Below are 11,874 nucleotides of genomic sequence, written 5' to 3'. Positions count from 1 at the left end.
CTAGAGGAGGGAAAGATGAAAACAAGAAAAATCCCTTTGCGCAAGTCTGTTGTGTCCAACGAAGTGATTGACAAGCGTGATTTGCTCCGCATTGTCAAGAACAAAGAAGGAGAGGTCTTTATCGATCCGACAGGCAAGGCCAATGGCCGTGGCGCTTATATCAAGCTAGACAATGCAGAAGCCCTAGAGGCCAAAAAGAAGAAAGTCTTTAACCGCAGCTTTAACATGGAAGTGGAAGAAAGCTTTTATGACGAGTTGATCGCCTATGTGGATCACAAAGTAAAAAGAAGAGAGTTAGGACTTGAATAAGCAAAAGATAAGCAATCTCTTGGGTCTTGCTCAACGAGCAGGTAGGATCATATCGGGTGAGGAATTGGTAGTCAAGGCTATCCAAGACCAGAAAGCCAAGCTAGTCTTTCTGGCCCATGATGCTGGCCCCAATCTAACCAAGAAGATTCAAGATAAAAGTGACTATTATCAAGTAGAAGTTATAACCGTGTTTTCAACACTGGAATTAAGCATAGCAGTCGGGAAACCGAGAAAGGTTTTGGCTGTGACAGATGCTGGATTTACAAAGAAAATGAGGTCTCTTATGGAATAGAAGAGGAGGACATGATTTGTCTAAGAAAAGATTGTACGAAATCGCAAAAGAACTTGGAAAAGAAAGTAAAGAAGTTGTAGCGCGTGCAAAAGAGTTAGGTTTGGATGTGAAAAGCCACTCATCGAGCGTGGAAGCTGCTGCTGCTGAGCGAATCGCAGCGAGCTTTAAGCCTGAACCTGCTCCTAAGGCAGAAGCAAGTGTAGAAAAGAAGGTGGGAAAGCCTGCATCAGCTAAACCAGCTGTTGCTAAGGAAGAAAGTAAACCAGCTACACCCGCAGCTCCTAAGGAAGAAAAAGTAGTGGCAGCGAGACCACAAAGTCGAAACTTCAAGGCGGAGCGTGAGGCGCGTGCCAAAGAGCAGGCAGAGAGACGCAAACAAAACAAGGGCAACAACCGTGACCAACAACAAAACGGCAACCGTCAGAAAAACGACGGCCGTAATGGTGGTAAACCTGGTCAAGGGAACCGCGACAACCGCCGTTTTAACGACCAAGGGAAAAAACCACAAGGTCAAGGGAATCGTGGCAATAATCGCCGTCAGCAACAAGACTTCCAGCCAAAACCAGCTGGACCACGTGTTGACTTTAAAGCCCGTGCAGCAGCCCTAAAAGCAGAGCAAAATGCAGAGTACGCACGCTCAAGCGAGGAGCGCTTCAAACAATCGCAAGCTGTCAAAGAAGCCTTGGCTCAAGCTAATAAACGCAAGGAGCCAGAGGAAATCTTTGAAGAAGCTGCTAAGCTAGCTGAACAAACGCAGCCAGCCGTAACAGTAGCTCCTGTAGCGAAAGAAGCGCCAGTGGATACACGTCGTAAAAAACAAGCTCGACCAGACAAAGAACGTGACGATTATGATCACGAAGAAGATGGTCCTAGAAAACAACAAAAGAATCGAAGTAGTCAAAATCAAGTGAGAAATCAAAGAAATAGTAACTGGAATAACAATAAGAAGAACAAAAAAGGCAATAACAAGAACAATCGTAATCAGACTCCAAAACCTGTTACAGAGCGTAAGTTCCACGAATTGCCAACAGAATTCGAATATACAGATGGTATGACTGTTGCAGAAATCGCAAAACGTATCAAACGTGAACCAGCTGAAATCGTTAAGAAGCTTTTCATGATGGGAATTATGGCCACACAAAACCAATCCTTGGATGGAGAAACCATTGAACTCCTCATGGTGGATTACGGTATCGAAGCCAAACAAAAGGTTGAAGTGGATAATGCCGACATCGAACGTTTCTTTGTCGAAGATGGCTATCTTAATGAAGATGAATTAGTTGAGCGTCCACCAGTTGTAACCATCATGGGACACGTTGACCATGGTAAGACAACCCTTTTGGATACCCTTCGTAATTCTCGTGTTGCGACGGGTGAAGCGGGTGGTATCACTCAGCATATCGGTGCCTACCAAATTGTGGAAAATGGCAAGAAGATTACCTTCCTTGATACACCTGGACACGCGGCCTTTACATCTATGCGTGCGCGTGGTGCCTCTGTTACCGACATTACCATCTTGGTTGTAGCGGCGGATGACGGGGTTATGCCTCAAACTATCGAAGCCATCAACCACTCAAAAGCAGCGAACGTTCCAATCATCGTAGCCATCAACAAGATTGATAAACCAGGTGCCAACCCAGAACGTGTTATCGGTGAATTGGCTGAACACGGTGTCATGTCAACTGCCTGGGGTGGAGATTCTGAATTTGTCGAAATCTCAGCTAAATTCAACCAAAATATCGATGAACTCTTGGAAACGGTCCTACTTGTAGCTGAAATCCAAGAACTCAAGGCAGATCCAACAGTGCGTGCTATCGGTACCGTTATCGAAGCTCGCTTGGATAAAGGAAAAGGTGCGGTCGCAACCCTTCTTGTGCAACAAGGTACTCTGAATGTACAAGATCCTATCGTTGTCGGAAATACCTTCGGTCGTGTCCGTGCCATGACCAATGACCTTGGACGTCGTGTTAAGGTTGCTGGACCATCAACGCCAATATCTATCACTGGTTTGAACGAAGCGCCAATGGCGGGTGATCACTTTGCCGTTTACGAAGATGAAAAATCTGCGCGTGCAGCAGGTGAAGAACGTGCGAAACGTGCTCTTATGAAGCAACGTCAAGTAACCCAACGTGTCAGCCTTGAAAACCTCTTTGATACGCTTAAAGCAGGTGAGCTCAAGTCTGTTAACGTCATCATCAAGGCCGACGTACAAGGTTCAGTTGAAGCCCTTTCTGCCTCGCTTCAAAAGATCGATGTAGAAGGTGTCAAAGTTACCATAGTTCACTCAGCGGTCGGTGCCATCAACGAATCTGATGTGACTCTTGCGGAAGCTTCAAATGCCTTTATCATCGGTTTCAATGTGCGCCCTACACCACAAGCGCGTCAACAAGCAGAAGAAGATGATGTAGAAATCCGTCTCCACAGCATTATCTACAAGGTTATCGAAGAGATGGAAGAAGCCATGAAAGGAATGCTTGACCCAGAATTCGAAGAAAAAGTTATCGGTGAAGCAATCATCCGTGAAACCTTCAAGGTATCTAAAGTGGGAACCATTGGTGGATTCATGGTTACGAGTGGTAAAGTTACCCGTGACTCTAAAGTCCGTGTTATTCGTGATGGTGTTGTTATCTATGATGGTGAACTTGCAAGCTTGAAACACTACAAAGATGACGTCAAAGAAGTTACAAACGGCCGTGAAGGTGGATTGATGATTGATGGCTACAATGATATCAAGATGGATGATGTGATTGAGGCTTATGTCATGGAAGAAGTCAAGAGATAAGATTTTTGCTCCTTTCTTAGGTGGGGAGGGACGCAAGCAAACCGATGGTTTCATTGCTTATTTTTGAGCCTAGGGTCTCAAAAATCCCCTGTGATGGGACTGATAAATCAGTTCCATCACTTTCACCACGGCGAAAGAAGCAGATGATTTCAAATTGAACTTCGTTTCAATTTGAACTGAAAATCAAGGAGTTTAAAAATAGCTAGGTCTGCTGGCCTAGCTTTTGGTTCATTATAAAAGTGAAAGGAAGAAACATGGCAAATCATTTCCGTACGGATCGTGTGGGCATGGAAATCAAGCGTGAAGTCAATGAGATTTTGCAAAAGAAAGTCCGTGATCCCCGTGTCCAAGGTGTGACTATTACAGATGTTCAGATGCTGGGGGACCTATCTGTTGCCAAGGTTTACTACACCATTTTGAGTAACCTTGCTTCGGATAACCAAAAAGCTCAAATCGGGCTTGAAAAAGCAACTGGTACCATCAAACGTGAACTTGGTCGCAATTTGAAATTGTACAAAATCCCAGATTTGACCTTCGTCAAAGACGAATCCATCGAATATGGAAACAAGATTGACGAGATGCTACGCAATCTGGATAAGAACTAAGAAAGAGGGGGAACCCTCTTTTTTGGTGGAGAAATGGCAATAAAAAATACTGGGGTAATCTCTCTAGAGTAAAAAATTGTTAAAAAGCTTTATAAAGCTCAACTTGTATGATAGTATAGAAATTGGAAAGAGTGAGATGAAATGATTTCTTATCAATAACTAGCTAGTCTGGTAGAGCAATCAGCTAGAAACTACAGCTAGACGAGGGAAGGTAATATGGGATTCATTAAAATTCTAGCCAAGACTTACGGGAATTACTTTTTCGTGATGCAAAGCATCAAAGTCCTGAAGAACATGAAAAAAAACGACAATGCTCTAGTAGGTTTCGGGAAAGTACTGCTTGCTGACAAGCTGATGGATGTAGCCCAGTGGCTCGCAAAACCAGATGATAAGGAATAACTTGAAATGAAAGAAACTAGCAGGAACTCCGCTGCTAGTTTTTTAATCTCTTCCCATATGGTATAATATAAGCAGTAAAATCATTTTATACTCAATGAAAATCAAAGAGCAAACTATGAATCTAGTCGCAGGTTGCTCAAAACAGTGTTTTGAAGTTGTGGATAGAACTGACGAAGTCAGTAACCATACCTACGTTAAGGCAACGCTGATGTGGTTTGAAGAGATTTTCGAAGAGTATTAGAACATACATGGAGGTCGTCATGGATAATATCATCGATGTGTCAATTCCCGTTGCAGAAGTGGTGGACAAGCATCCAGAAGTCTTGGGAATCCTAGTGGAGCTGGGTTTTAAACCACTTGCTAATCCCTTGATGCGCAACACAGTCGGTCGCAAAGTATCGCTGAAGCAGGGTTCTAAACTTGAAGGAACTCCTATGGACAAGATTGTCCGCACGCTAGAAGCGAACGGCTATGAAGTGATTGGATTAGACTAATGGCAGATGAACGGATTCATATCCTACGGGATATTTTGCTAGAATTGCACAATACCTACGTTAAGGCAACGCTGATGTGGTTTGAAGAGATTTTCGAAGAGTATTAGAACATACATGGAGGTCGTCATGGATAATATCATCGATGTGTCAATTCCCGTTGCAGAAGTGGTGGACAAGCATCCAGAAGTCTTGGGAATCCTAGTGGAGCTGGGTTTTAAACCACTTGCTAATCCCTTGATGCGCAACACAGTCGGTCGCAAAGTATCGCTGAAGCAGGGTTCTAAACTTGAAGGAACTCCTATGGACAAGATTGTCCGCACGCTAGAAGCGAACGGCTATGAAGTGATTGGATTAGACTAATGGCAGATGAACGGATTCATATCCTACGGGATATTTTGCTAGAATTGCACAATGGCGCCTCTCCCGAGTCGGTTCAGGAGCGTTTTGATGCAACCTTTACAGGTGTCTCAGCTATTGAGATTTCCCTCATGGAGCACGAGCTGATGAACTCAGACTCAGGTGTTACCTTTGAAGATGTCATGGAGCTCTGTGATGTCCATGCCAATCTTTTTAAAAATGCTGTTAAGGGCGTCGAAGTGGAGGAGACTGAACACCCTGGCCACCCAGTTCGCGTCTTCAAGGATGAAAATCTGGCTCTCCGTGCAGCTTTGATTCGCATTCGGAGACTGTTGGATACCTATGAGTCTATGGAAGATGAGGAAATGCTGGCAGAGATGCGCAAGGGCTTGGTCCGTCAAATGGGACTTTTGGGGCAATTTGACATCCACTATCAGCGCAAGGAAGAGCTCTTCTTTCCCATCATGGAGCGCTATGGACACGATTCACCTCCAAAGGTTATGTGGGGAGTGGATGACCAGATCAGGGAACTCTTTCAAACAGCTCTAACGACAGCTAAGTCACTGCCAGAAGTGTCGATTAGCAGTGTAAAAGAAGATTTTGAAGCTTTTGCGATAGAGTTTGAAAGTATGATTTTCAAGGAAGAGTCCATCCTTCTCATGATTCTCCTTGAGTCCTTTACTCAGGATGACTGGATTCAGATTGCAGAGGAGAGCGATGCCTACGGCTATGCCATTATCCGTCCGTCTGAGAAATGGGTTCCAGAACGTCAGAGTTTTGTTGAGGAAAAGAGTACAGAGGAGCCCGTGCAACTAGATACGGCTGAAGGCCAAGTGCAGCAAGTTATAGATACGCCAGAAGGCCAGTTTACCATTACCTTTACCCCTAAGGAAAAGGAAGCAGTGCTGGACCGCCATAGTCAACAGGCTTTTGGCAATGGCTATCTCTCGGTCGAGCAGGCCAACCTCATCCTCAATCACCTCCCTATGGAAATCACTTTTGTCAATAAAGACGATATTTTCCAGTATTACAATGACAATACGCCAGCTGATGAGATGATTTTCAAACGGACACCGTCCCAAGTCGGGCGCAATGTAGAACTCTGCCATCCGCCCAAGTACTTAGACAAGGTGAAGGCCGTTATGAAAGGTCTTCGTGAAGGGGTCAAGGACAAGTATGAAATGTGGTTCAAGTCAGAGTCGCGAGACAAGTTTGTCCACATCACCTATGCCGCAGTGCACAATGAAAACGGGGAATTCCAAGGCGTGCTAGAGTATGTTCAGGATATCCAACCCTACCGTGAGATTAATACGGACTACTTCCGTGGATTAGAATAAGGAGAAAAAATGAGTTACGAACAGGAATTTATGAAGGAATTTGAAGCATGGGTCAATACCCAGATCATGATCAACGACATGGCGCACAAGGAAAGTCAAAAGGTTTACGAAGAAGACCAAGACGAGCGTGCCAAAGATGCCATGATTCGCTACGAAAGCCGCTTGGATGCTTACCAGTTCTTGCTTGGTAAGTTTGAAAATTTCAAGGCGGGCAAGGGTTTCCATGACTTACCAGAGGGATTATTTGGTGAGCGAAATTATTAATCGTTACAAATCAAAAAGTGCGTATGAACGCACTTTTTCTGTTTATACGTGATGTGTGTGTTTGGTAATCCATTGTTCCATTTTGATATGCAATCAGAATGAATAGATGCCCAAAGTGATGATGGTGAGCAAGAACCACTTGATCCAGTTCCTGAATAATCGAGAACCTGTTCCGTCAAAATAGAGGCGACGTCCATCGATGACAGTGCGCTTAACTTTCCAGTTTTGCATCATACAAACTGCCCAAGGCGTAGCGATTCCAATAGTAAAGCCTATGATAATCATGGCTAGGATAGCATATCTAACCTAGCTCAAAAGACCACCATCAAAGTAACTTTCATTATTCATATTGTTCTCCTTATCAGCTTTTTATGTGAATTAATCTTGCACATTACTGCATATTTTATCAAGAAGTTGAATTATTGTCGAATTAGATTGAAAGAAAAAACGGCTAGATTTTTAAGAACAATCTCGTTTCCTTTCTTGATTTTTTTCCAAAATCTTGATAGAATATCTTTATTAAATCCTTGTCAAAACAGGGATTTTTTATTGAAAGGATTTTATCATGTCAAAGAAACTCCAACGTAAAAAACAATTAAGAAACAGCCTTCGCCGTTCAGGTGCATTTTCAACTACAGTGACCAAGGTTGTCGAAGAAACAAAAAAAGTTGTGAAGCATGCAGAAAAATCTGCTAGTGAAGCGGGAAAAGTTGTCTCTAAAAAAGTGGAACAAGCAGTAGAAGCAACTAAAGAGCAAGCTCAAAAGGTTACAAGCTCTGTAGAAGAATTCGCAGCAAACCTAGGTGGACTTTCAGTCGACCGCGCCAAGACTTTCTATGATGAAGGCATCAAGTCAGCTTCTGATTTTAAAAACTGGACTGAAAAGGAACTCCTTGCCTTGAAAGGGATCGGCCCAGCTACCATCAAGAAATTAAAAGAAAACGGCATCAAGTTCAAGTAATTTTTCTTGCCCCTTGCATTTCCGTCAAAAACTTGTTAAAATAAAGCCATTAGAGGTGTTTTGGATCCCACATTTTACAGAAAGTGGCGGTGCTGAGAAGTCCACAAATGTGTCAAAACTGGTTGCTGATGGATGAAAATGAAATAAAAGTGTCTTTGTATATCCTTCAAAGACGAGAGTTGCGGGCTCTGCCCGAAATTGGGTGGTACCGCGGATTAATACATTCGTCCCTGTCATGTAGATGGCAGGGGCGATTTTTTGTAGAAAGTGAGGGAGGAAGATGACAAGAGCTGAACTGCCAGAACGAATAGAGACTGACCGACTTGTCTTACGAGTCCGTACAGTAGCTGATGCTGAGGATATTTATGCCTACGCTAGTCTGTCAGAGGTCGCCTACCCAGCAGCATTTCAACCCGTCAAGACCTTGGAAGATGAGATTTATTATCTGGAGCACATTCTTCCCGAACGCAATGAAAAGGACAATCTCCCAGCTGGTTACGGCATTGTGGTCAAAGGAACTGATACAATCATCGGCTCTGTTGATTTTCCTCATCGACACGAAGACGATGTGCTGGAGATTGGCTATACCTTGCACCCAAACTATTGGGGTCTAGGTTATGTTCCAGAGGCGGCACGTGCCTTGATTGACCTAGCTTTTAAAGAACTTGATCTTCACAAGATTGAACTGACTTGCTTTGGGTATAACCTTCAAAGTCAACGAGTTGCAGAGAAACTTGGCTTTACCCTCGAAGCCCGCATCCGGGACAGAACGGATGTTCAAGGAAACCGCTGTGACAGTCTGATATATGGCTTGCTGAGGAGTGAGTGGGAGGTGATTTGATGCATCTTTTCATCATTGGTGCTCCAGCATCAGGAAAAATGACGATAGGTCAAGAACTATCTCGAAAGACAAATGCTACCCTCTTTTATAACCATCAAGCTATAGATTTTGCACTAGAAATCTATCAGGATTTTACAGAGGAAATGTGGGAGTTTGTTCGAGGGATTACCTTTTCATTTCTGGAAACAAGCGCTCGGAATCGTAGGTTGATGATTTTAACAGACGTAATTGATTTTTCAAATCAGTACCAGTTGATGTATTTAAAGCAAATTCAGAATTTATTGGATAACTTTCATCAAGAGATTCTGTTTGTTGAGTTGGAAACAAGTCTTGAAGAGCGTTTACGGCGAAATCGAACGGAGAATCGATTAAAGCATAAACCCTTAAAACGACATATTGAGATATCTGAAAGAGAAATTTTAGAGATCTCTGAAACCCTTCAATTAAATTCTCAAATCCAACCGAATGAGTTGCACCACTACCTTAAAATAAATAATACGAATCTGTCTGCAGAAGAAGTTGCTAAGCAGATTCAAAATAAAATGAAAATAATAGAGAAAGGACACACACATGTCTAAAGAACTTTCACCTAAATACAATCCAGCCGAGGTTGAGGCTGGTCGTTACCAAAAATGGCTTGATGCTGATGTTTTCAAGCCTTCAGGCGATCAAAAGGCTAAGCCATATTCTATCGTTATTCCACCACCAAACGTAACTGGGAAACTTCACCTTGGTCACGCTTGGGATACAACTTTGCAAGATATCATCATCCGTCAAAAACGCATGCAAGGTTTTGATACGCTTTGGCTTCCGGGTATGGACCACGCTGGTATTGCCACTCAGGCTAAGGTTGAGGAGCGCTTGCGCGGTGAGGGCATTAGCCGTTATGACCTTGGTCGTGAAAAATTCCTTGAAAAAGTCTGGGAATGGAAAGACGAATATGCCACTACCATCAAGGAACAATGGGGCAAGATGGGGCTCTCTGTAGACTACTCTCGTGAGCGTTTCACTCTTGATGAAGGTTTGTCAAAAGCCGTTCGCAAGGTCTTTGTCGAACTTTACAAGAAAGGCTGGATCTACCGTGGTGAGTTTATCATCAACTGGGACCCAGCAGCTCGCACAGCCCTTTCTGATATCGAGGTGATTCACAAGGATGTCGAAGGTGCCTTCTACCACATGAATTACATGCTGGAAGACGGTTCACGCGCCCTTGAAGTTGCGACAACTCGTCCTGAGACGATGTTTGGGGACGTTGCCGTTGCCGTCAATCCAGAAGATCCACGCTACAAGGACTTGATTGGAAAAAACGTCATCCTTCCAATCGCTAATAAATTGATCCCAATCGTTGGAGACGAACACGCAGATCCTGAATTTGGTACTGGTGTCGTGAAAATCACGCCTGCCCACGATCCAAACGACTTCTTGGTTGGTCAACGTCACAACTTGCCGCAAGTCAACGTCATGAACGACGACGGAACTATGAATGAGCTTGCCTTCGAGTTTGCAGGTATGGACCGTTTTGAAGCTCGTAAGGCAGTCGTTGCCAAGTTGGAAGAAATTGGTGCCTTCGTTAAAATCGAAAAACGTGTCCACAGTGTTGGTCACTCAGAGCGTACAGGTGTTGTGGTTGAACCACGCTTGTCTACTCAATGGTTCGTTAAGATGGACCAATTGGCTAAGAATGCTATTGCCAACCAAGATACAGAGGACAAGGTAGAATTCTACCCACCTCGTTTCAACGATACCTTCCTTCAATGGATGGAAAATGTTCACGACTGGGTAATCTCTCGTCAGCTCTGGTGGGGTCACCAAATCCCTGCTTGGTACAATGCTGAGGGTGAAATATATGTCGGCGAAGAAGCTCCAGAAGGTGAAGGTTGGACTCAGGACGAAGATGTCTTGGATACGTGGTTCAGTTCGGCTCTTTGGCCATTCTCTACCATGGGCTGGCCGGATGTCGACTCAGAAGACTTCAAACGTTATTATCCAACATCAACTTTGGTGACTGGTTATGATATTATCCCGTTCTGGGTATCTCGAATGATTTTCCAAGGTTTGGAATTTACTGGCAAATCGCCATTCAAAAATGCATTGATTCATGGTCTGATTCGTGACGAGGAAGGCCGTAAGATGTCTAAATCACTGGGCAATGGGATTGATCCGATGGATGTTATTGATAAGTACGGAACAGATAGCCTGCGTTGGTTCCTTTCAAACGGTTCTGCACCAGGTCAAGACGTCCGCTTCTCTTACGAGAAAATGGATGCCTCATGGAACTTCATTAACAAGATCTGGAACATCTCTCGCTACATCCTCATGAACAATGAAGGCTTGACTCTTGACCAAGCAACTGCCAATGTCGCAAAGGTTGTCAATAAGGAAGCTGGAAATGTCACAGACCGCTGGATTCTCCACAACCTCAACGAAACTATCGGCAAAGTCACTGAAAACTTTGATAAGTTTGAGTTTGGTGTAGCTGGACACATCCTCTACAACTTCATCTGGGATGAGTTCGCGGACTGGTACGTTGAGTTGACCAAGGAAGTCCTTTATAGCGAAAATGCAGAAGAGAAAGTCATCACACGTTCTGTTCTCCTTTACACCTTGGACAAGATCCTTCGTCTCCTTCACCCAATCATGCCATTCGTGACAGAGGAAATCTTTGGGCAAATCTCAGAAGGTTCTATCGTTACAGCAGCATACCCAACTGTCAACCCAGCCTTTGAAGATCTTGCTGCCCACACTGGTGTTGAAAGCCTCAAAGACTTGATCCGTGCCGTTCGGAATGCGCGTGCGGAAGTAAACGTAGCACCAAGCAAGCCTATCACGATCCTTGTTAAGACAAGCGATAGCGACTTGGAAGCCTTCTTTAACAGCAATGTCAACTACATCAAACGCTTCACAAATCCAGAACACTTGGAAATTGCTTCAACCATCCCTGCACCTGAACTGGCTATGTCAAGCGTCATCACAGGAGCGGAAATCTACTTGCCACTCGCAGACCTCCTCAATGTCGAAGAAGAACTGGCTCGTCTCGACAAGGAACTGGCTAAATGGCAAAAAGAACTGGACATGGTCGGCAAGAAGCTCTCTAACGAACGCTTCGTAGCCAACGCCAAACCAGAAGTCGTCCAAAAAGAACGCGACAAACAAGCCGACTACCAAGCCAAATACGATGCGACCGTCGCACGTATTGATGAGATGAAGAGGCTGGTGAAATAAGATCTGAATCA

At 44.1% G+C, this 11,874-nt stretch carries 15 protein-coding genes; 14 read left to right on the top strand and 1 reads right to left on the bottom strand.

Features of this window, described 5'->3' with window-relative positions; genetic code table 11:
- The first annotated feature begins 15 nt into the window (after positions 1–15).
- The 10 genes from rnpM to ATE34_RS10220 all read left to right on the top strand — a co-directional run bounded on the left by rnpM (position 16) and on the right by ATE34_RS10220 (position 6,839).
- A complete protein-coding gene (rnpM, locus tag ATE34_RS10265) occupies positions 16–309 on the top strand; it encodes an RNase P modulator RnpM (RefSeq protein WP_006144965.1) in 294 nt (97 codons plus the stop codon).
- A complete protein-coding gene (locus tag ATE34_RS10260) occupies positions 302–601 on the top strand; it encodes a YlxQ-related RNA-binding protein (RefSeq protein ID WP_001041395.1) in 300 nt (99 codons plus the stop codon). The genes rnpM and ATE34_RS10260 overlap by 8 nt, the downstream gene beginning before the upstream one ends.
- Before the next feature lie 16 nt (positions 602–617).
- Positions 618–3,383, top strand: a complete 2,766-nt coding sequence (infB, locus tag ATE34_RS10255) for a translation initiation factor IF-2 (RefSeq protein ID WP_084911992.1) — start codon at positions 618–620, stop codon at positions 3,381–3,383.
- Between the two features lie 254 nt (positions 3,384–3,637).
- The gene (rbfA, locus tag ATE34_RS10250) at positions 3,638–3,988 is read left to right on the top strand and encodes a 30S ribosome-binding factor RbfA (RefSeq protein ID WP_001273601.1); all 351 of its coding nucleotides are present in this window, start codon (positions 3,638–3,640) and stop codon (positions 3,986–3,988) included.
- Between the two features lie 216 nt (positions 3,989–4,204).
- A complete protein-coding gene (locus ATE34_RS10245; protein ID WP_084911990.1) occupies positions 4,205–4,387 on the top strand; it encodes a hypothetical protein in 183 nt (60 codons plus the stop codon).
- Positions 4,388–4,502: 115 nt separating this feature from the next.
- Positions 4,503–4,628, top strand: coding sequence for a hypothetical protein (locus ATE34_RS11315; protein WP_275080624.1), 126 nt, complete (start codon positions 4,503–4,505; stop codon positions 4,626–4,628).
- A gap of 19 nt (positions 4,629–4,647) precedes the next feature.
- The gene (locus tag ATE34_RS10235) at positions 4,648–4,881 is read left to right on the top strand and encodes a DUF1858 domain-containing protein (protein ID WP_000368742.1); all 234 of its coding nucleotides are present in this window, start codon (positions 4,648–4,650) and stop codon (positions 4,879–4,881) included.
- 126 nt (positions 4,882–5,007) lie between these two features.
- Positions 5,008–5,241 carry a DUF1858 domain-containing protein gene (locus ATE34_RS10230; protein WP_000368742.1) on the top strand — a complete coding sequence of 78 codons (234 nt, stop codon included), beginning with the start codon at positions 5,008–5,010 and terminating at the stop codon, positions 5,239–5,241.
- Positions 5,241–6,575 carry a DUF438 domain-containing protein gene (locus ATE34_RS10225; protein WP_084911989.1) on the top strand — a complete coding sequence of 445 codons (1,335 nt, stop codon included), beginning with the start codon at positions 5,241–5,243 and terminating at the stop codon, positions 6,573–6,575. Before ATE34_RS10230 ends, ATE34_RS10225 begins: the two co-directional genes overlap by 1 nt.
- 9 nt (positions 6,576–6,584) lie before the next feature.
- A complete protein-coding gene (locus ATE34_RS10220) occupies positions 6,585–6,839 on the top strand; it encodes a DUF1912 family protein (RefSeq protein WP_000119707.1) in 255 nt (84 codons plus the stop codon).
- Positions 6,840–6,932: 93 nt separating this feature from the next.
- Here ATE34_RS10220 and ATE34_RS10215 read toward each other — a convergent pair whose 3' ends face one another.
- Positions 6,933–7,124 (bottom strand): DUF898 family protein, encoded by a 192-nt coding sequence (locus ATE34_RS10215; RefSeq protein WP_231069217.1) that lies wholly within the window; start codon positions 7,122–7,124, stop codon positions 6,933–6,935.
- A gap of 280 nt (positions 7,125–7,404) precedes the next feature.
- Here ATE34_RS10215 and ATE34_RS10210 point away from each other — a divergent pair, with 280 nt between their 5' ends.
- The 4 genes from ATE34_RS10210 to ATE34_RS10195 all read left to right on the top strand — a co-directional run bounded on the left by ATE34_RS10210 (position 7,405) and on the right by ATE34_RS10195 (position 11,863).
- Positions 7,405–7,800, top strand: a complete 396-nt coding sequence (locus ATE34_RS10210) for a helix-hairpin-helix domain-containing protein (protein WP_061599024.1) — start codon at positions 7,405–7,407, stop codon at positions 7,798–7,800.
- 280 nt (positions 7,801–8,080) lie between these two features.
- Complete coding sequence (locus ATE34_RS10205) at positions 8,081–8,641, top strand: GNAT family N-acetyltransferase (RefSeq protein ID WP_084911987.1); 561 nt, start codon at positions 8,081–8,083, stop codon at positions 8,639–8,641.
- Positions 8,641–9,219 carry an AAA family ATPase gene (locus ATE34_RS10200; protein WP_061599020.1) on the top strand — a complete coding sequence of 193 codons (579 nt, stop codon included), beginning with the start codon at positions 8,641–8,643 and terminating at the stop codon, positions 9,217–9,219. Before ATE34_RS10205 ends, ATE34_RS10200 begins: the two co-directional genes overlap by 1 nt.
- Positions 9,212–11,863, top strand: a complete 2,652-nt coding sequence (locus ATE34_RS10195) for a valine--tRNA ligase (protein ID WP_061599018.1) — start codon at positions 9,212–9,214, stop codon at positions 11,861–11,863. Before ATE34_RS10200 ends, ATE34_RS10195 begins: the two co-directional genes overlap by 8 nt.
- Positions 11,864–11,874: the final 11 nt, after the last annotated feature.

The organism is Streptococcus oralis subsp. tigurinus (assembly GCF_002093545.1).
GTDB classification, from domain to species: domain Bacteria; phylum Bacillota; class Bacilli; order Lactobacillales; family Streptococcaceae; genus Streptococcus; species Streptococcus oralis_C.
This window is presented reverse-complemented; position numbering and strand designations above follow the sequence as displayed.

What these genes read in the sequence shown, in the direction of transcription:
- ATE34_RS11315 (WP_275080624.1), top strand. Translation starts at nt 4,503, where the DNA reads ATGAATCTAGTCGCAGGTTGCTCAAAACAGTGTTTTGAAGTTGTGGAT.
- ATE34_RS10210 (WP_061599024.1), top strand. Translation starts at nt 7,405, where the DNA reads ATGTCAAAGAAACTCCAACGTAAAAAACAATTAAGAAACAGCCTTCGC.
- ATE34_RS10245 (WP_084911990.1), top strand. Translation starts at nt 4,205, where the DNA reads ATGGGATTCATTAAAATTCTAGCCAAGACTTACGGGAATTACTTTTTC.
- ATE34_RS10230 (WP_000368742.1), top strand. Translation starts at nt 5,008, where the DNA reads ATGGATAATATCATCGATGTGTCAATTCCCGTTGCAGAAGTGGTGGAC.
- rbfA (WP_001273601.1), top strand. Translation starts at nt 3,638, where the DNA reads ATGGCAAATCATTTCCGTACGGATCGTGTGGGCATGGAAATCAAGCGT.
- rnpM (WP_006144965.1), top strand. Translation starts at nt 16, where the DNA reads ATGAAAACAAGAAAAATCCCTTTGCGCAAGTCTGTTGTGTCCAACGAA.
- ATE34_RS10235 (WP_000368742.1), top strand. Translation starts at nt 4,648, where the DNA reads ATGGATAATATCATCGATGTGTCAATTCCCGTTGCAGAAGTGGTGGAC.
- ATE34_RS10225 (WP_084911989.1), top strand. Translation starts at nt 5,241, where the DNA reads ATGGCAGATGAACGGATTCATATCCTACGGGATATTTTGCTAGAATTG.
- ATE34_RS10205 (WP_084911987.1), top strand. Translation starts at nt 8,081, where the DNA reads ATGACAAGAGCTGAACTGCCAGAACGAATAGAGACTGACCGACTTGTC.
- ATE34_RS10215 (WP_231069217.1), bottom strand. Translation starts at nt 7,124, where the DNA reads ATGATTATCATAGGCTTTACTATTGGAATCGCTACGCCTTGGGCAGTT.
- ATE34_RS10220 (WP_000119707.1), top strand. Translation starts at nt 6,585, where the DNA reads ATGAGTTACGAACAGGAATTTATGAAGGAATTTGAAGCATGGGTCAAT.
- ATE34_RS10200 (WP_061599020.1), top strand. Translation starts at nt 8,641, where the DNA reads ATGCATCTTTTCATCATTGGTGCTCCAGCATCAGGAAAAATGACGATA.
- ATE34_RS10195 (WP_061599018.1), top strand. Translation starts at nt 9,212, where the DNA reads ATGTCTAAAGAACTTTCACCTAAATACAATCCAGCCGAGGTTGAGGCT.